This is a genomic window from Spirosoma aerophilum (genome assembly GCF_054782495.1).
Genome location: NZ_BAAGSJ010000013.1, coordinates 798,634 through 817,682, shown reverse-complemented (window position 1 = coordinate 817,682; position 19,049 = coordinate 798,634). Strand labels below are relative to the sequence as shown.

At 48.3% G+C, this 19,049-nt stretch carries 14 protein-coding genes; 3 read left to right on the top strand and 11 right to left on the bottom strand.

What is annotated here, in order from left to right:
* The 7 genes from ACYVK4_RS14835 to aroQ form a co-directional block, all read right to left on the bottom strand.
* Entirely contained in the window at window positions 1-5,313 is a 5,313-nt protein-coding gene (locus tag ACYVK4_RS14835) for a DUF7379 domain-containing protein (RefSeq protein ID WP_461128304.1), read from the bottom strand.
* Window positions 5,314-5,608: 295 nt separating this feature from the next.
* The gene (locus ACYVK4_RS14830) at window positions 5,609-6,802 is read right to left on the bottom strand and encodes a M20/M25/M40 family metallo-hydrolase (protein ID WP_461128303.1); all 1,194 of its coding nucleotides are present in this window, start codon (window positions 6,800-6,802) and stop codon (window positions 5,609-5,611) included.
* 169 nt (window positions 6,803-6,971) lie between these two features.
* Complete coding sequence (locus ACYVK4_RS14825; protein ID WP_461128302.1) at window positions 6,972-9,161, bottom strand: glutamine synthetase III family protein; 2,190 nt, start codon at window positions 9,159-9,161, stop codon at window positions 6,972-6,974.
* Window positions 9,162-9,287: 126 nt separating this feature from the next.
* Window positions 9,288-10,322 (bottom strand): glutamine synthetase beta-grasp domain-containing protein, encoded by a 1,035-nt coding sequence (locus ACYVK4_RS14820; protein ID WP_461128301.1) that lies wholly within the window; start codon window positions 10,320-10,322, stop codon window positions 9,288-9,290.
* Between the two features lie 330 nt (window positions 10,323-10,652).
* Window positions 10,653-11,228: a MarC family protein gene (locus tag ACYVK4_RS14815; RefSeq protein WP_461128300.1), complete on the bottom strand. Its 576-nt coding sequence runs from the start codon at window positions 11,226-11,228 to the stop codon at window positions 10,653-10,655.
* 73 nt (window positions 11,229-11,301) lie between these two features.
* Entirely contained in the window at window positions 11,302-12,312 is a 1,011-nt protein-coding gene (locus ACYVK4_RS14810; RefSeq protein ID WP_461128299.1) for an aminotransferase class V-fold PLP-dependent enzyme, read from the bottom strand.
* 105 nt (window positions 12,313-12,417) lie between these two features.
* Complete coding sequence (aroQ, locus tag ACYVK4_RS14805) at window positions 12,418-12,846, bottom strand: type II 3-dehydroquinate dehydratase (protein ID WP_461128298.1); 429 nt, start codon at window positions 12,844-12,846, stop codon at window positions 12,418-12,420.
* 101 nt (window positions 12,847-12,947) lie between these two features.
* On the opposite strand from aroQ, the gene xerD reads away from it, so the two are divergent.
* Window positions 12,948-13,874 carry a site-specific tyrosine recombinase XerD gene (gene xerD / locus ACYVK4_RS14800; protein ID WP_461128297.1) on the top strand — a complete coding sequence of 309 codons (927 nt, stop codon included), beginning with the start codon at window positions 12,948-12,950 and terminating at the stop codon, window positions 13,872-13,874.
* A 219-nt stretch (window positions 13,875-14,093) separates the two neighbouring features.
* On the opposite strand, the gene ACYVK4_RS14795 is transcribed toward xerD, so the two are convergent.
* Window positions 14,094-14,630: a hypothetical protein gene (locus ACYVK4_RS14795; protein WP_461128296.1), complete on the bottom strand. Its 537-nt coding sequence runs from the start codon at window positions 14,628-14,630 to the stop codon at window positions 14,094-14,096.
* 83 nt (window positions 14,631-14,713) lie between these two features.
* On the opposite strand from ACYVK4_RS14795, the gene ACYVK4_RS14790 reads away from it, so the two are divergent.
* Entirely contained in the window at window positions 14,714-15,910 is a 1,197-nt protein-coding gene (locus ACYVK4_RS14790; protein WP_461128295.1) for an aminotransferase class V-fold PLP-dependent enzyme, read from the top strand.
* 148 nt (window positions 15,911-16,058) lie between these two features.
* Here the strand turns inward: ACYVK4_RS14790 and gloA2 are convergent, their stop codons facing one another.
* From gloA2 to ACYVK4_RS14775, 3 genes are read right to left on the bottom strand one after another with little or no spacing between them, the layout of a single operon-like run.
* Entirely contained in the window at window positions 16,059-16,469 is a 411-nt protein-coding gene (gene gloA2, locus ACYVK4_RS14785) for an SMU1112c/YaeR family gloxylase I-like metalloprotein (RefSeq protein ID WP_461128294.1), read from the bottom strand.
* A 4-nt stretch (window positions 16,470-16,473) separates the two neighbouring features.
* The gene (locus tag ACYVK4_RS14780; RefSeq protein WP_461128293.1) at window positions 16,474-16,668 is read right to left on the bottom strand and encodes a hypothetical protein; all 195 of its coding nucleotides are present in this window, start codon (window positions 16,666-16,668) and stop codon (window positions 16,474-16,476) included.
* A gap of 56 nt (window positions 16,669-16,724) precedes the next feature.
* Entirely contained in the window at window positions 16,725-17,228 is a 504-nt protein-coding gene (locus ACYVK4_RS14775) for a SixA phosphatase family protein (protein WP_461128292.1), read from the bottom strand.
* Between the two features lie 260 nt (window positions 17,229-17,488).
* Between ACYVK4_RS14775 and asnS the strand changes: the two genes are divergently transcribed.
* The gene (gene asnS / locus ACYVK4_RS14770) at window positions 17,489-18,928 is read left to right on the top strand and encodes an asparagine--tRNA ligase (RefSeq protein WP_461128291.1); all 1,440 of its coding nucleotides are present in this window, start codon (window positions 17,489-17,491) and stop codon (window positions 18,926-18,928) included.
* The last annotated feature ends 121 nt before the right edge of the window (window positions 18,929-19,049 follow it).

Sequence of the window (19,049 nt, the reverse complement as noted above, 5' to 3'; positions counted from 1 at the left end):
CTAGAGCATCACTTTAAGATCATTTCTTAAGGTCAGGATTATTTTTCGAAGCGTATTTTTAGTCGTCGGTAAAGCATCCAGAATTATATCCAGGTGTTCGATTTCAGCCTGTTTTTTTCCTTTGGTGCCTGCCCTATTCCAGAGGTTTCGGTAGATTTCCTGCAAATCTTCAGCGTATTTTTGTCTTTCAGCCGTCGATGTCGTGACGATTAGCAGGCAGAGCCGGAGATTGGCGGCACCCACCAGGTCCCAATAGTCCATGGAGTCTGGTGAGGAGCTGAATGAATTTACTTTACTGGTCAGTTCCTTGATGACGTCAGCCAGTAACGGCAACGTATAAGTTTGATCCTCAATCGTTATCGTTTCTCCCCAACTATACTTACCGGTCTGTACCAATAAACTCAGTTGCTCCAACAAGTTTGTCCGCGTATATACGGTGAAGTTATTACGTTCAATCGACTCAGCGCGCAGGTAACTGGCCGTAGCAGACAGGTACGCGTTCTCTTTATCTGATTTAGCAGACGTAGTAAAGGCCAGTCGCCTGAAAGTGCCTCCCAGCAGATTATGGCGTTCAGCCGTCGGACTAACCGTTAGCAGCACTTGCAGATCTTTAACGACTTTATTGATCCTTTGCAGAATCGCTGGCTCATCCGCCGGATTTTGCTGATAATCGATCACACATTTTTTTGCCCGGACATTGCAATACTTTTCAAGCGTAGCCACTGTGAAAGCGGCTTTTTCAATGGCGAGTAAGCTCTCAAACTTGGCAATGGCCCGCTCGTATTCATATAACTCCACGTATATATTGGCTTCGCTTTCGGTTATACCAGCCGTCCGGATACCAGCCATATCGACGGCCTCAGAAATGGCCGCTAAGCGACTTAGAGACTCCTCTAAGGTATATTTTCCCGTTTGCAGCTCATTTTGGAGATTATAGAGTTCGACCTCCGCCTGCTCAACAATCATGAAACTGGGTTTATATGTTTTGCCGCCTACTTCATTGCTTCTGAATTTATAAAATGGATCACCGTAACATTGGTAGGCACCCCAGGTATTGTTCTCGTTTTTATACTTCTCAAATACCATTCGCCTTGCTTTCTGAACTGCGTTACCAAATTCCTCACCGTGAAACATGGCGTCATAAAACACATCGGTAAACAAAAGGGCTGCCGCATCATCAACGGCCCAACCAGCCGCGATGACCGCTTTTACGCCATTCTGAATAAGTTGCGTCCCGATGTTTGCGGCCAGTTTATATCGGTTGTTGACGTAGGATTCGGCAACACCGTCGGTCTGGCCCAGAAAGCAGCAATTCACAAAAACAAATTCGGGAACCGTGCTCATCTGGCTAATCTCCCGGGTTGACAAAAAGACATTATTGCCTATCACCATTCCGGAGCTTTCAGGCGATTTTGCGTTGAAGAGTCCATGTCCAGCCAGGTGAATGATCTTGTAATCCTCGCTGAAAAGTGCCTGGATGATGGATGGTACGTTACCCCGCAATACAGTGTTCGTGGTGTAGCCGTTGTTTACCAGTGTAGCCGACACCATTTCGGCTTCTTTAAAGGCCCCTGGTAACTGAGTCAAAAATCCTTTTAAATCAGGATCACCAATCACCAGAGCGTTATGGGTGGTCACAGCCTTGATATTCAGTCGGTACTCCTGGGTAGTGAGTTGCCGAATCATGCCTGCATTGACACAGAGGGGTTTGCCTTCGTTATCCGTGTCCTGTAACAACTCCCAGGGGTACGCAGCGGTATAGGTATCGAGTATCCAGTTTATATTACACTGAACTTTGAGTTGTTCTTTAAAATCGTTGGGTATGAGCAGTTCAAACATCGTTTTGGCCAGGGCTGGCGACCAGCGATTGTCGACCGAAATAGGATTGAGAAACTGCTCGATAATGTCTGTACTGCTATAGAGCTTTCGTTGCTCCTCACGGGCGGCACCCGTCGATGAACTAAATTCCAGATACCGGATACCATCAGCGGCATCTTCCCTGAAGTCTACAGTTATTCGTTTCCACCATTCTGCCGTCGCCTGGGAAGACAGTCGTCTTTTTGAGCCGAATAACTTTTTTATTTTTTTACTGTCGGAAGTAATATTGAATGCTTTATTTTCTTCCTTTTCAATGTTTTTCAGGGCGTAGAGGCAACTGAGGGCCGTGTCTTCATACAACTCGATAAACTCGATGTTCCGAACCGTATTGGCGGCTTTGCCATACAACATTTTAATTTTTTCGTTGGCATTCTGAACACCCTGAATGATGGATCGGATGGAAAGCCCGACCGACAATCCGCCGTAACTCCCCCCAACAAGCAGGGGCGACAGGCCAATCTCGTCCGTCCTCCCGGCGGAAGTACTGTTACCATTAATATCAAGCAGGTATTTTGCGACGCCCTGTTCAATAGTTTGTGTCAGTTGAAAGGCGGTCAATTTGCCAAAATCACCCAAACCGACAATAATTGCCCCTTTAAAATTGTCGTTCTGCCTGACGATCACTTCACTGCTGCCAATCTCTCCCGGATACAGTTTTAGCCGATGCCGTTGAGTCAGTCCGCCCTTCAGGTTGTAGTCAACGGCTTTCTCGGCATACAATATCCCATCGCCATTGAAGTGGCCAACGATAACAGGGTAAGAGGCATAACGCAGATCGCCATTGCTGATCGAAACACGCAGTGGGTGGTCACTGACGGTATTGTCTTCCTGACTGGATATCCCAAGCAGCGTTTTCTCGATGCCACCCGGCGAAAGATCGAAGTCTTCCTGTTCGATGCGTTTGATTTCTTTTTCAGAGCCGCGAACAACCGGTCTGGTTTTACTGAATGAACCGGTAGCGCCCGTAGCCAGGATTTCGGAAATTCCTCTAAACAAGGAACTGTCGCTGGCCAGTGCGCCGTGCGATACATTTACGTAATAAACAGACCCGGATTCGATCATTTTTTTGGGAATACCCGACTCCCAGGTTACGCTTTGATCGCCAGCCATGGTGCCCAGGATGACCAGTTCCTGACCAACATTTGTCGTATCGATCCGGTAGCCGCTGGGCGTTGAATTCTGCGTGTCCCGGCCAGCAATGTATACCGCTTTAGAATAGTCGATGCTGTCAAGATGCTGAAGGATATGGTCGCGGTAGTTCCCGAAATCTTTCAGATTGTCTTTGGTTGGCAACGGCCAGTCAGGGCCGAGCGTACTCGCCATCTTTTCCCAGATTGCGGGATTGGCAAAGTCATTTTCAGCGTCTTTGGCCAGTGGTAGTAGATTCAACAAACCCGGAAACTTCGAGAACACATTGAGTAATTCTTCCTTTGTATGAAAAATATCGATTTTACTGAGTTTGTTGATAATAGAGTCCAGGCCGAACAGAACAGCCGGAATCCGAAACGACCCACCCAACGGCGCGCCCAGAAAGGTTAGTTGAAAACCCGACGATTGATTGAGTTGCTGCCAGGTTTGAGGATGATTAAGGATAAAATCCCGCACAAGAACCCCGCCCATGGAGTGCGCCACAATTTTAATAGGCTGTCGGTAGTCCAACAGTTTTTTGACTTTAGCGTCAAAGAGTGCTGCCGAGGTCGGCAAATCCAGTCGCCAGTCGAAGGGGAAAGTGACCACGTCGTAGGTATCCGACAAATGGTCGACCAGCCGCTTATAAGAGGTCCTGATTAAAGAAGGTGCAGTAAAACCACTCGATTGAATGTTGAGCTTTGTCAGGTTGCCGATGATGAATTGAGGATAGTTTATCCAAAGCACATCCCCATTTTGAGCCAGACTGGAACCCATAATTCCCGGCAAAACGATAACTATGGGCTTCATACCGGTCACGGTATCGAAGAATACCTGCCCCCCGTCGATGCCCAGCGCGGCATTACGCTCGCCATCGCCCAATAAGCCAAGTGGATCCTCTTTAAAGTTGCTGATCACACCATCACCCGTCGCTTTTAAAGCGTCTGTGATGGCATCGTTGGTGCGTTTATTTTTGAAATAATGAAAATGATCAACATCCCCAACCTCATCGAAAAAGTACTGCATGGTTCGAGACCGTCTCGTGCCCAGATACATGGAATTGGTATTTACTACCAGATCATTGTCGCGAAAGAAAAACAACTTACTGGCAATAATCAGCAGCGCTTTGAGGTCCGGTTTTATTTTACAGTTTCCTGAAACGACAATGACGGGTTTGTCAATAGCCACCCGGGTAATTGGGTTATTCAGGGCTTTGATAAAGGGCGACTCAGGATTCATAGCCTCAAGTCCGGGCAGCACACTTACATCATTTTTGGTGTTGATGGTAGCCGAAATCAAATTTTTGAAAGCGGTCCCAATCGGGCTCGCCCCCAACCCCGTTCCGAGCCGGATCAGATTAAAGGCAATATTAAAAAAGTTATCCAGGCGCGTAGAGGCCAGAATGGTACCTCCTGCCGGGCAGGCCACTCGAATGAATTTGTTAACCGTAATTTTTTTAGCCGCCAATGAGTGGAAAATGGCCCTTATGGCGTTCAGGTCGTCGGGCCTGTCTGCTTTTTTGAGCAACGCCATTTCGTTATCATCAAAACCTCTGTTGTTCTCATCACTGCTGCAGAAACGGCAAAGTATATCCCCAACGAGCCCACCCCGCGAGTGGCTGATTAAATGGAGGGAGCTGTTCTGGGGTAATTGCTCAATGAGTTCCGCAACATTTTGTAACGGACTTTTAGTCAGCGTCTCGTGCTGAAAAGCGAGAACCTGGCCCGGGTAGGTCTGGTGAACAAATGTCCACAGATCGGTGGTAACCAGTTCACCAAACGACCCGCGGGTAGAGGATGCCGTACCATGCAGAAAAATCAGGTAAGGTTTGTCAGTTAGCTGTGGCCTGAACTCTTCAAACTGAAAGGCGGGGGTCAGACGGTACAGGCCGCTGAGGTTTTCAAGCTGTTTCCTTTCCAGGTCGGCGGCCGCGTCTCGGATCAGGTTTCCAACGGCTTTTTTGGTGAAAATATTGACAATTTTAAGCGCAACGGTATCAACTATGCCCCGGTCATTACTCCCGTTACTCACCGTCAGCGGGAGTGAAAAAGCACCGTCTGCAGACCGGTTTGAAAAATTCGCTTCGGGAAATACATCGTCCAGTGTATCATTACTGCTTAACCAAACGGTACCATCCTCAAAAATCAATTCAACAATTTGGTCATCCTTCAAGTCGATAACCTGTTCATTGGCACTACCCCGGGTAGACTGACCAACTACGTACGACTCCTCCAGCGCTAAGAAATCATTGGGTACTTTCTCAACTGACTGCTGAAGGCCGTTAATAACCAGTTTATTAATTTTCATAGAAAAGGTTCAGCTCGAAAAAACTCGTGGCTTATTTAGTGGGAAGAATCGACACTAATCAAGCTAAATATTCACTAGTTGATACCTTTACTTTATCGAGCGGCTTTAATTGCTAAACAACTAGTTATCAAGGCGTACAAGCTATTAAAGTGCTGTAATCCACCCCACTAAAAAAGATCGTTTGTTTCGACAACGGATTAGAGGAAACAGGGTCTAAAGCGTACGTCAATCACCCTATTTATCAGAAAAGGGCTTTACTGAAATAGGGTTGAACAGCCTATTGCTCATACGATTTTCAGCCTTCCCGCCCCTCATCTGACATCCATTTCCAGACAACTGCTTCAGCTAATTCAATGGCGGTATAGATCGGGTTCCGATCCACATGAGTCAGGGTATCGTCGGCCCGGTGGATACGCGGCATTGTACCATTCTCATCCAGGGAACACAAGGCCAGCACCGGGATTTTGTTGCGTACAAACCAGACACTATCAAAGTCGGCGGTGTGCCACTGCCCTACCTGTGCGCGGTTTCGGAAATTCTCGGTTTCGAGCAACTGGCGGGCCAGTCGGGTGGCAATGTTATCATAGTGGATAATCTCAGCAGTACCGGTTTCCTCCACAATAGTAAGCGTGCCGGCCCCGAGGGTATCGAAGTTAATGACCAGCATTTGCGATGGATTCCATTTCTTCCGACGCGCTTCCACATAGTGATAGGCACCGATCATTCCCACCTCTTCGGCACTGGTTAACACAATGTCAATGTCGACATCCGGTAGATTTTGCTGATGTAGCTGACTGGCAGTAAGTATCGCGGCTGCAACCCCGGTGGCATTATCGCTGGCACCATTGGTATATCCGTTGAGCCAGTAACCCGCCGTCCCGATCACGGCCTGAACCACGAAATAAGCCATCAGCCCATACCGCAGGTACGAAACATAAGGCAAGCCTGTACCGGCCACTTCCAGCAGGGCGGTGGCACCGGACAGCAGCATCAGCCATAACGAAATAATGAGCGATAATCGGAAGTTTGCCTGTTGTTTCGGACCGTACAGCCAGGATATAGGGGCAGTGTCATAATGCGCCATCAAAATTACCTTTCTGGTTGCTTTTTCTGTACCCAAAGCGGACCAGTGACCAAGTACATTATAGGCGGTATGTTGTGCCGGAAACCGGGTTATGAATGAATAGCGCCAATTAAAATAAAGCCAGCCAAGCCAAATGAAATAAAAGACCAACCCAATGGCAACACCCGTAACCGGAAGCAACGCCAAACCCGTCAATAACCCACCAATGATCCAGTAAACAATGGTAGCATAGGTTTTAGGGGTTTGGAAAGGCTCTTTTCGAACACTGGCCCCTAACTCAGACAGGTAATTTTGCAGCCAGTCGGCGGCCTTCCGTTCATTCTCGGTGGCAGCCCCCCGATGGGGGAAAGCGGTGAGTGCTTCGAGTATTGCCCCGACCGTTTGACGGCCCTGATTGCTATTCATTCTTTAAGCTGGTGAACTGGTTCTTCGACAAGTTATGGGTTGCCAAGTCATAACGCCCCGCCCCATCAAAGGGGCCTAAACTAATTTGGTAATGACTTGGCAGTCTTAACAGTTAACAAATGGGGAAAACGACCATTTGTTAACTGTTGACCCTCAGCGGTCTGTCGATCTATTTAATAAACAGCATTTCCCGGTATTTCACCAGTGGCCAGTCTTCATCGTCAACGATTTCTTCGAGCTTGTCCACTTCATAGCGAATTAAATCAAAATGATCTTTTACTTCCGTCGCGTACAGTTTAGCCCGTTCGCTCATGTCGTTTACATTATTGGCTTTTTTTCGCGACTCAATCATCGCTTCGACGCCCTTCTTGATGACGATGACCCGGGTCGAAATTTCCCGGAGAATATCTTTGATCGGATCAGCTTCGGCAGTCATGCCCAATTCTACCAGGTTTCGGGCCGTTTCGGCCAGTTTATGTTGGTACTTCAGGGCGGTCGATACAATGTGATTCATGGCCAGATCGCCCATCACGCGCGATTCGATTTGCACATTTTTGATGTACTTTTCCAGTTCAATTTCGTAGCGGGATTCGACTTCGGCATGGTTCATTACACCCGTCCGCTCGAAAAGGGCTAATGATTCAGGCTGCACAAAAACGCCCAGCGCTTCGGGCGACGATTTGATGTTCGACAATCCCCGGTTTGCCGCTTCCTCCACCCATTCGTCGGAATACCCGTTGCCTTCAAACAGAATCCGTTTTGAGTTAGCGTAATACTCTTTCAGAATATCGACAATGGCCAGTTCTTTCTTTTCACCCCGCGCCAGCCGCATGTCCAGATCAATTTTAAACTTGTTGAGTTGATCGGCTACAATGGCGTTCAGCACGGTCATGGTTGAGGCCGAGTTAGCCGAACTACCCACCGCGCGAAACTCGAATTTGTTGCCCGTAAACGCGAAGGGAGACGTCCGGTTGCGATCGGTATTGTCGCGCATCAGGCTTGGAATTCGATTCAGACCCAGTTTATAATAAACGTTATCGCCCTTATTAACGGTCACTTCCGATTTTGTTTCCAGATCATTCAGGGCTTGTGTCAGCGATTCACCTAAAAATATGGAGACGATAGCCGGGGGTGCTTCATTGGCCCCAAGCCGATGTTCATTACCCGCCGAGGCAATACTGGCCCGCAGCAGGTCGGCGTTGTCATGAACGGCTTTGATCACGTTGACCAGAAAGGTTAGAAAGCGTAAGCTCTCCTTCGGCTTGGTACTGGGCGCCAGCAGGTTTACACCGGTATTGGTGCCCATTGACCAGTTATTGTGTTTACCCGAGCCATTGACACCGGCAAAAGGTTTTTCGTGGAAAAGCACTTTCAGGTTGTGTTTCTCGGCCACTTTCTCCATTAAATCCATCAGCAGCGCATTATGGTCAACAGCCAGATTGACCTCTTCGAAGGTTGGGGCCACTTCAAATTGACCGGGCGCCACTTCATTATGACGTGTGCGTACCGGCATTCCCAGCTTCATCGACTCAAACTCAAAATCGACCATGAAGGCATTGACCCGGGGCGGAATAGACCCAAAGTAGTGATCATCCAGTTGCTGCCCTCGGGCGGGAGAATGGCCAAATACGGTACGGCCTGCCAGAACCAGATCCGGCCGGGCATAGAACAGCGCCCGATCGACAACAAAATATTCCTGCTCTGGTCCAAGTGTTGGGGTCACTTTGGTAATGTTGCGGTCGAAATACTGACAAACGGCCGTTGCCGCTTTATCCAGTGCATTCAGCGCTTTGAGCAGCGGTGTTTTATAATCCAGTGCTTCCCCGGTATAGGAAATGAAGACAGAGGGAATGCAAAGTGTCTTCCCTCCTGCCCCGTTATCCATCAGAAAGGCAGGCGACGACGGGTCCCAGCCGGTATACCCACGGGCTTCGAAGGTATTGCGGAGACCTCCGTTGGGAAATGAGGAGGCATCGGGCTCCTGTTGTACCAGCGCACTGCCTTTAAACTTTTCGACGGCTTTACCATCCAGCGTAATATCAAAAAATGCGTCGTGTTTTTCGGCGGTTTCACCCGTCAGTGGCTGGAACCAGTGGGTGTAATGCGTAGCGCCTTTTGAAGTTGCCCAGGATTTCATAGCACCGGCCACTTCGTCGGCAATGTTTCGATCGATCTGACCATTGGTGTTAATGGCCTCGGTAACTTTCAGATACGCTTCGGGCGAAAGCAGGGCCCGCATGACTTCGCTGTTGAAGGTATAGCTCCCAAAAAAATCACCTACACGCTCGGTGGGTGCCGCTACGGGTAACGCATGCCGACTTTGGGCCACTTCAAGGGCTTTAAAACGAAGATTGGACATTGAAAAGTGATAGGATTTAGGTTCAAAATTTTGCCAAACATACACGCCTTCCAGTCGGATTACAATGGCATGAACAAAAAAGCCCGGTCACTTTCGCGGCCGGGCTTTCGTATGTAGTTATACTGACTAAGCTGTTTCCAGAACGTCAGCTGATTTTACAGTTTTGATGATCACAGCCGCTACTTTATAAGGATCAGCCGCTGAGTTTGGCCGACGATCTTCCAACCATCCTTTCCAGCCGCGTTCTACTGTAGCGATGGGGATACGGATCGAAGCACCCCGGTCAGAGATACCATACGAGAACTGGTCGATCGACTGGGTCTCGTGCTTACCCGTCAGACGCTGCTCGTTGTCGGCACCGTAAACGGCGATGTGTGCTTTGATGACATCAGCTGGCGAGAACGACTGACAAATTTTGTCGTATACTTCTTTGCTTCCCGATGTACGCAGGGCGGTATTCGAGAAGTTAGCGTGCATACCCGAACCGTTCCAGTCGGTAGCACCCAGGGGCTTGCAATGCCAGTTGATCGAGATGTTGTACTTTTCACCAATGCGCTCCAGCAAATAACGGGCAACCCAGATCTGGTCACCGGCAGCTTTGGCACCTTTAGCAAAAATCTGGAACTCCCACTGACCCGTAGCTACCTCCGCGTTGATACCTTCAACGTTCAGGCCAGCTTCCAGACATACGTCCAGGTGCTCTTCAATGATGTACCGGCCATAGGCGTTCTGAGCACCTACCGAGCAGTAATAAGGCCCCTGCGGACGAGATGGAAACCCTTCAGCCGGGAAGCCCAGTGGCTTATCGATAGCCATATCCCACAGGAAGTACTCCTGCTCAAAGCCAAACCAGAAATCGTTATCATCATCCTCAATCGTAGCACGGCCATTCGTAACGTGTGGCGTACCGTCGGCATTGAGCACTTCACACATGACAAGATAACCGTTCTTACGTTGTGGATCAGGGCAGATGAATACTGGCTTCAACAAACAATCAGAAGAACCGCCTTCAGCCTGTTCGGTTGACGAACCGTCGAACGACCACATTGGGCAATCGTCGAGTTCACCCGAGAAATCAGCTTCAATTTTTGTTTTAGAACGTAAGCTTTGGGTGGGCTTATAGCCATCGAGCCAGATGTATTCTAATTTCGCCTTTGCCATGATGTACAAGTGGATTAATTGAATAGGGGTTTTGTCACAATACTTTCAGCAAATATAGTACGGGTTTACAATAAAAAATAAATGCGTCAAGGGGGTTTAACGGTATTTCTTACTGATTTTATGGAAATATTATAATTAAAATTCGTTCAGTACAGTAAAATACAACTTTTAGCCCTAATTTTTTATAAGATTATAATCTGAAGTCTTAATTAACGAAAAAGTGCCTGTAACCTCAATTGTAGATAAAGATTACAGGCACTTTTCGTAAAAAACAGACTTTTTTGGACAAAACAACTTTTTGCCCAACCCATAAAAAATGCCCGATCAGGCTCAAAAACCGGGTATAAGGTTCGTTTTGAAGAGCTTAATAGCAATAGCCAGCAGGATAATTCCGAAGATTTTTCGCAACACGGCCAGCCCGCCGGTTCCCAATCGCGTTTCGAGCCACCCGGACGATTTGAGCACGACGTAAATCAATATCAGGTTTAGTACTATTCCGATAACTATGTTAACCGTCTGGTACTCGGCCCGTAATGAAATGATGGTTGTCAAGGTACCCGCTCCGGCAATTAACGGAAAAGCAATGGGCACGATGTGCGTGGCCCCGCCAGCCGTTTCTTCTGACTTGAATATTGTGCGGCCCAGAATCATTTCCAGTCCAATCAGGAAGATAATCAGCGCCCCCGCAACAGCAAACGACTGCACATCGACCCCAAATAATTTAAGAATCTTTTCACCAACGAACAAAAACGCGATCATCAACACACCCGATGCGAACGTTGCGCGTTCTGACTCTATTTTACCGGCTTTTTTACGCAGATCAATAATTACCGGCAACGATCCTACCACGTCGATGACGGAGAAGAGTATAAGCGTGACCGAGACGATTTCTTTAAAACTTACCATGACAAAGGGTAAACAGGCTTCGGCTGTTGTCTACTTATTCAGAAACCATGAATACCCGTAGCTTATTCATGCCTTAATATGACCGAAGAAATTGCTTTAAGGTTCCAATCTCTTCGTCAGCAATAGCAGGGAAGTTAGCAATCCGGAAGGTTGTGTTCTTCCAGTCGCCGTAGCCGTTGCCCAACGTAATACCCTCTTGCTGAGCCGCTTTTTTAATTATACTGATATCATTCGCTGACCCTTGTACGGCAATAACGGTATCCGACCGGGTTGCCGGGTCATTGATAAGCAATCGGAAAGGTGATGAGGCCATTTCCTGTTCAAAAAAAGTATACCATTCGTTTGCCCGCTTTCTGGTTGTGGCATCGACCACCCCTATGGACGGTATTTGCTGTAATACCCGCATAAGCATATAAATACCCAGACCATTGGGTGTAAACGGCGTTTGAAACGCTGAGAAGTTCTCGTGAATGAACAGGAGGCTGTTGTAATGGGCGTTCTCCCCTATTTCTTCAGCTTGCTTAAGGGCCGCCGGAGAATAAACCATGACCGCTAAACCAGCCGGAAGGCCAAAACACTTTTGAACCGAAGCAAACCAGACATCAGCCAGCGACCAATTGAAGGCAATCCCAGCCATGGATGAAACGGCATCGACAGCAATCAGCGCCGAAAAATCCCGCCTGAATTGAGCCAGCGTTTCCATGTTAACCTGTGTTCCGTTCGATGTTTCGTTTTGAACGATACACAATACATCAGCGTCGCTCAGGCTGACAGGTGGCTTAATTTTATAGGCATACTCGGCCCATTTTTTCCCAAAAGCACCATTGTAGGGATGCAGGCTGGCTACCGCCGTGAGCGACTGTGCTACGATTTCCCAGCACTCCGTAGCCGATGAGACGAAGGCAATATGGTAGTCTGCCGGAATAGCCAGCTTCTCGTGAAGTAACCTGACGGTTTCTTTCACAATCTCCATAAAACCGGCACTTCGGTGGTTCAGACTGACTATGCCCTGACGAACAGCTTCGGCCGCATAGTCAGCCACCTGCGGGTAAACTTTCGACGGACCGGGGTAGAAGGTGATCATATTTTAGTATTAGGAGCGAGAAGCAAAAAGAAGCAACTGAAGTGCCGGCAGTTTTAAGTGCGAAACGTAAGTCGCCACTCCTTTGCATACGACTTAAATCCAACATCATACATCATACATCAACAAGTACCGCACCGCCATTTCATATCCCATGAGACCCAGACCAACAACAACGCCTTTGCATTTGGCGGATAAGTAACTGTGATGACGGAACGACTCACGGGCGTGCACATTGGAAATATGCACCTCGACGGCTGGCGCTGTTACGGCAGATAGTGCGTCGGCAATCGCTATGGAGGTATGCGTGTAGGCACCGGCGTTGATGACGATGCCATCGACATCAAAACCAAGTTCGTGGATTTTATCAATCAGTTCGCCTTCGTGATTCGACTGAAAATAGCGAAGTTGCACCTCAGGAAATTTGGCTTCGAGCGTTTCCAGGTAGTCGACGAAGGAGCGATTTCCATAAATAGTTGGTTCCCGTTTCCCTAAAAGGTTGAGGTTAGGGCCGTTAATGATCAATAGTTGTTTCATATCATGTGAACTGGTTAATGAATAATGCCGGATGAACCAAAGGAATATTGAACTACGCTACCATTATCCATTAATCAGCCTACATTACTCATTCGCTTACTATGTGGCAAAGTTATATAAACGCCTTTAAGAACTATCTTAAACTGGAACGGTCGTTATCCGACAATTCAGTTGAAGCGTACCTCCACGATGCGGAGAAACTGTACGAATACATAATCCTGACATCGCCCGAACAGACACCCATACAGGTGACGGAGAAAGAGTTGATGAACTTTTTAAAGTACCTGGGCGAATTAGGGCTCTCTGCCCATAGCCAGGCCCGGATGTTGTCTGGTATAAAGTCATTTTTTAAATACCTGCTGCTCGAAGGATTAATCCAGCGCGACCCTACTCAATTACTGGAAGCCCCTAAACTTGGGCGAAAGCTTCCTGACACGCTTAGTTTTCCCGAGATTGAAGACATTCTGGCCGCCATTGATCTGTCGACTCCCGGCGGCACCCGCGATCGGGCCATGCTGGAAGTGTTGTATAGTTCAGGCTTACGGGTCTCCGAATTGCTAAACCTTCGCTTGACAAACTGCTTTTTTGCAGAAGGCTTTGTTCGGGTACTTGGTAAAGGCGATAAAGTTCGGTTAGTACCTATTGGCGAAGATGCCATGCACTATACGCGTATCTACATCGAGCACGTTCGTCAGAAGCTCGAAGTTCAGAAGGGCGATGAGGATACTATTTTTCTGAATTTACGAGGCAAACAGCTTTCGCGGATTTCGGTGTTTACGACCATTAAAAAGCTGGCAGCCGAAGTCGGCATCAAAAAAACAATAAGTCCGCACACCTTCCGTCACTCTTTTGCAACCCATCTGATTGAAGGGGGAGCCGACCTGCGAGCCATCCAGCAGATGCTTGGCCATGAATCCATTACAACCACTGAAATTTACACTCACCTCGACCGGGACTATTTACAGCAAACTCTCAAAGAGTATCACCCAAGAGCCCGGAATCACCCCAGAACTCATCGGACATCCTGACCCTTTATTTAAGCCGCCGGGCCGACGCTTGGCACTACGTTAATCAAGGTTTGGGAGAAAAGTGATGAAGGGTACATTTTGAATCTGCTAAATCAAAAAATCCTGGTCAAAAAAAGTCCCCGCCATTTATATAAATGGCGGGGAGCCCCAAATCTAACTAACCCAAAACTGTATGAAAAAACTTACTAAACTGCCTTTCGCGGACTACGCGTCTGCGGACTACGCGTCTGCGGTACTTTTTTCACCGACGAACTGTTGTTGCTGATTTTTGAACAGCAGGTTGAACGACGTCAGACTTCCGTAAATCCGGGTAATGTATTGTTGAATATTAACCTTCTCTTCGTCATCAATGCCACTCGCATTGACGCGTTGTTCGAGCACCCGAAGGCGATCCCGAACCATGACAATTTTGTGGAAGAACGCATCGATCGGCATTTCTTTCGATGATAAATCGGCTCGTCCAGGCTTGAGGATCAGTTTACCCCCTTTCCATTTATCGCCAAGCGGCACAATCTCTGTTTGATCCACCCATCGTTGAAGCACACGGGTAATCGACTGCTCTACATCGAACAGGCTCACCATATCCCCATCGGGTTCTATCGCTTCCACAATGGTAACGGGTGCATCGAATTTGAGTATCTTCACCCCATGATCGTGGAAGGTAACGATATAGCCGTTTGCTTTCAGATTGATAATGACTCCACTACCAAACTCCTCGTGCCGAATGCGTGAACCAATGCCCAACAGGGTAGTCATAAAAACCAGGTTGTTTAAGAATTATAAAAAATATAAACAAACCTCGTGCCAGACTAAATAAACCGTTTTACTTTTTCCTAAAAATGATCGCTTCGAATTCAACACTTCTCAGCCAAAAACACCAGTTCTCCCTACCTGAAGGAATTCACTATCTAAACTGCGCCACCCGAGCTCCATTAAGTAAAACGGCCGAACAGGCTGGCTATGAAGCCATTCGTCGGGATATCAACCCATTTGGGCTACGCCCCGACGATTTTTTTAGTGGGGCCATTCGTATCCGATCCCTATTCTCTGACCTTATTCATAACCCTGATGCCGATCGGATTGCCATTATTCCATCCGTATCGTATGGAATGGCCGTTGTTGCCCGTAATCTTGTAAACAAACCTGGCATCAGACCTGGCCAACGAATTGTGCTGGTAGGCAGTGAATTTCCCAGTGATGTCTACGCCTGGGACCGTGTTTGCCAGGAATTGGGCCTTACCGTTACGACGGTTTCCATGCCAGATGAATTTCCGAAAGGTGCGCATTGGAATGAGCGGGTTTTGGACGCCATTGGTCCTGATACGGCTCTGGTGATCGCTCCACCCATTCACTGGATGTATGGCGTGCGCTTTGATCTGGAGGCCATTGGCCAACGGGCTCGGGAAGTCGGAGCCTGGTTTGCCGTAGATGGCACGCAGGCGATTGGCGCATTACCCTTCGATGTTTCTCATATCCAGCCCGATGCGCTGATCTGTGCCGGGTACAAATGGTTGATGGGCCCCTACTCACTGGGGCTGGCGTATTTTGGGCCCGCCTTTGATGATGGTATTCCACTGGAGGAGGGCTGGATGAACCGTCTTGACAGCAACCAGTTTCACAAACTGATGGATTATCAACCGGTTTACCGCCCCAAAGCCTATCGGTATAATGTTGGTGAACACACGCATTTCCTTCAAATGCCGATGCTGGAAGCTGCGTTAACCCAACTGCTCGATTGGCAGCCCGAACGCATACAGGAGTACACAAAAACGCTTATGGCAGACGCCTGGCCCGCGCTGGAACAAGTCGGTTGTCGGGTTGAACCCGTAAATGGCAATCAGGGAAGATGCCACCACCTGGTTGGTCTGTGGTTGCCGGAGAGCGCTGACCCGATGGCCATTCAACACGCCCTACAGACCGAAAAAGTATCCATATCGGCCAGAGGACAGGCCCTCCGAATTGCCCCGCACGTCTACAATACGCCCGAAGATGCGGAAGCCCTGGTTCGGGTGCTGACGAAGGTGTTGAGTCGGTAAGGCAGTAAGCGGCTTCGCCTAAGTCAGTAAGTCGGTAAGTCAGTAAGTGGCTGACGGATGTGTTTATCTGGCCCAGCCACTGACTTACCGACTTACTGACTTACCGACTTACCGACTTACCGACTTACCGACTTACCGACTTACCGACTCAGCCAAAGCCGCTTACTGACTCAACTTCATAAAACTCCAGAGGTAGATCGTCGGGGTCGGCGAAGAATGTAAATCGACGACCCGTCAGTTCATCGATACGAACGGGTTCGGTTTGAACGCCTTTTTCATGCAGGAACGCGATGGCTGCATCGAGGTCAGGAACGGCAAATGCCAAATGACGTAATCCCAGGGCTTCTGGTCTGGACAGGCGTTTGGGTGGATCAGGAAACGAAAATAGCTCAATTATATATTGACCATTAAGGGCCAGATCGAGTTTGTAAGATTTTCGTTCGGCCCGGAAGTGCTCATCTAGGATTGTCAAGCCTAATACTTCCGTATAAAACTGCTTTGAAGTTTCATAATTTGAACATATAAGCGCAATGTGGTGTACCGACGACAGGTTGAGCATTATTCTAAGGTCTAAGGAGCGTGTCGGTTGCCATTGTATCGACAATTACCCCATCTTTTGCGGTAGGCAATGCCCGTTCAACTTCTCTCCGTTTATTCCAGGGCGCGGTGGTACGACTGCCCATGTCAATGGCAATTAGAATAATAATAGTGGTGAAAAGGATAAAGACGGTAATGAAGATTTTACGATTGCGGTTCATACAAGTTTTATCAATTTTAGGCGTGCAGGTGCTTTCCCAAACCGGATGTAAATCGATTAGTCGTGGGGCAGTTGCTTTGGGCTAATCTCAAACGAAAGACTTCCCGTTCGACCAGATACATCGGCCCAGTTTAAGTCATCAATGGTAATAGCCACCACCGCCCCTTTACTCATGGAGCCTATACTATCGTGCGTCAGGTATTCAGCAAGGTACGATACATCGGGATTATGCCCCACGATCATAACGGTACGCGCAGTTTGGGGCACGGCGTTAATGGCTGCCAGATAGGCTTTGGGACCACCATCGAACAACCGCTCATCCAGGACAATTTTTGTTGGTTCGTACCCCATTTGCTCAGCCATCACTTTAGCAGTGTCCTTAGCCCTGGGAGCCGTACTGCTGATCATCACATCGGGCAAAATAGCTTTATCATGCAGATAACGACCCATACGGGCAGCGGCCATAATGCCGTCCGATGTAAGTTGACGATCATGATCGGCCATAAAAGTAGCCCGGTCCTCTGCCTTTGCGTGACGAACTATATAAAGTATGATTGACATAACTGAGAAGGATTGGCTGCAAAAATAAGGCTGGAATGGGCACGTGATTACCCCTTTAGGCACAAGTTTACATTTTCTGTCCGATTTTATAAGTACATCCCTAAAATCAACGGTAATACCTACCCGCTTCAGCATAAATTAATAGATAGGCCGGAAAGCTTCTTGCTCTTGAACAGCAAATGTAAAGAAATCACTACTGGGCGTTTCGCTGTCAATCCGTACTTTTGCGCCCACAACCACTATCAGGTCGCTGTTTTAGTATGAGTTATCAATCCATTCAACAGGTATTAAAAGCCGCCCAAACTGGCACAGACGTGACGATTAAGGGCTGGGTCCGCACCAAGCGCGAGAGCAAAAACGCAGTCTTTATTGCCCTCAACGACGGCTCGACCATCAATAATATTCAGGCTGTTGCCGAAGCGGGTCAACTTCCTGACGAAACACTGAAACTGATTACTACCGGGGCTTGTCTGTCCATCACAGGTCAGCTGGTTGAATCCCAGGGGGCTGGACAGGCCATTGAAGTAAAGATCACTGATGTGCTTATTTACGGTCCCGCCGATCCAGACAAATACCCCCTTCAACCCAAACGTCACTCATTGGAGTTTTTGCGGGAAATTGCTCATCTGCGACCCCGAACAAATACCTTCAGTGCTATTTTACGCCTTCGTCACGCCCTGGCGTTTGCGGTTCATAAATACTTCAATGACAACGGCTTCTACTACCTGAACACGCCTATCATTACCGCTTCGGATGCCGAAGGGGCGGGCGAAATGTTTCGGGTCACGACCCTCGACGCCATCAAACCACCCTTAACCGAAGAGGGTAAGGTTGACTACAGCCAGGATTTCTTTGGAAAAGAAACCAATCTGACGGTATCGGGCCAACTGGAAGGTGAACTGGGTGCCCTGGCCTTAGGCAAGATCTATACGTTTGGACCAACCTTCCGTGCCGAAAACTCCAATACGACCCGGCACCTCGCTGAGTTCTGGATGATTGAGCCAGAAATGGCTTTTTACGAGCTGGAAGATAACATGAATCTGGCCGAGGATTTTGTAAAAACCGTTATCCGCTATGCCCTGCAGCATTGCGCCGATGATCTTGCCTTCCTGGATAACCGCCTGAAGGAAGAAGAGAAAACAAAAAAGAAAGAAGAACAAAGCGAACTGAGTTTGCTCGAAAAACTTCAGTTTGTCATCAGTAATGAGTTCGTTCGGCTAACCTATACCGAGGCTATTGACATTCTGGTCAATTCGAAACCCGCCAAAAAAGGTCAGTTCCAATACGAAGTAAGCTGGGGTGTGGATTTACAATCGGAGCACGAGCGGTATTTAGTAGAGAAACACTTTAAGAAGCCGGTGATTCTGACGAACTATCCCCGGGAGATCAAAGCCTTCTACATGAAGCAGGATCCTGACGGACGTACAGTTCGAGCCATGGACGTTCTGTTTCCGGGCATTGGCGAAATCATTGGGGGATCTCAACGGGAAGACGACCTCGACAAACTGACTGCCCGTATGCAGGAAGTAGGCATTGACCCTGAAACTTTATGGTGGTACCTGGATACCCGTCGGTTTGGGTCGGCACCCCACGCCGGTTTCGGTCTTGGTTTTGAGCGACTAGTTCTTTTCGTTACGGGCATGGGCAACATCCGCGATGTCATCCCCTTCCCACGCGCCCCTAAAACGGCAGAATTTTAATCGTAAGTCAGTAAGTCGGTAAGCGGCTTCGCCTAAGTCGGTAAGTGGCTGACGCATGAGTGTTGATTTCGCTCAGATCACTTATCGACTTACTGACTTAGGCGAAGCCGCTTACCAACTT

Coding starts and splice junctions, on each gene's coding strand:
- ACYVK4_RS14835 (WP_461128304.1), bottom strand. CDS start 5,313: ATGAAAATTAATAAACTGGTTATTAACGGCCTTCAGCAGTCAGTTGAG.
- ACYVK4_RS14830 (WP_461128303.1), bottom strand. CDS start 6,802: ATGAATAGCAATCAGGGCCGTCAAACGGTCGGGGCAATACTCGAAGCA.
- ACYVK4_RS14825 (WP_461128302.1), bottom strand. CDS start 9,161: ATGTCCAATCTTCGTTTTAAAGCCCTTGAAGTGGCCCAAAGTCGGCAT.
- ACYVK4_RS14820 (WP_461128301.1), bottom strand. CDS start 10,322: ATGGCAAAGGCGAAATTAGAATACATCTGGCTCGATGGCTATAAGCCC.
- ACYVK4_RS14815 (WP_461128300.1), bottom strand. CDS start 11,228: ATGGTAAGTTTTAAAGAAATCGTCTCGGTCACGCTTATACTCTTCTCC.
- ACYVK4_RS14810 (WP_461128299.1), bottom strand. CDS start 12,312: ATGATCACCTTCTACCCCGGTCCGTCGAAAGTTTACCCGCAGGTGGCT.
- aroQ (WP_461128298.1), bottom strand. CDS start 12,846: ATGAAACAACTATTGATCATTAACGGCCCTAACCTCAACCTTTTAGGG.
- xerD (WP_461128297.1), top strand. CDS start 12,948: ATGTGGCAAAGTTATATAAACGCCTTTAAGAACTATCTTAAACTGGAA.
- ACYVK4_RS14795 (WP_461128296.1), bottom strand. CDS start 14,630: ATGACTACCCTGTTGGGCATTGGTTCACGCATTCGGCACGAGGAGTTT.
- ACYVK4_RS14790 (WP_461128295.1), top strand. CDS start 14,714: ATGATCGCTTCGAATTCAACACTTCTCAGCCAAAAACACCAGTTCTCC.
- gloA2 (WP_461128294.1), bottom strand. CDS start 16,469: ATGCTCAACCTGTCGTCGGTACACCACATTGCGCTTATATGTTCAAAT.
- ACYVK4_RS14780 (WP_461128293.1), bottom strand. CDS start 16,668: ATGAACCGCAATCGTAAAATCTTCATTACCGTCTTTATCCTTTTCACC.
- ACYVK4_RS14775 (WP_461128292.1), bottom strand. CDS start 17,228: ATGTCAATCATACTTTATATAGTTCGTCACGCAAAGGCAGAGGACCGG.
- asnS (WP_461128291.1), top strand. CDS start 17,489: ATGAGTTATCAATCCATTCAACAGGTATTAAAAGCCGCCCAAACTGGC.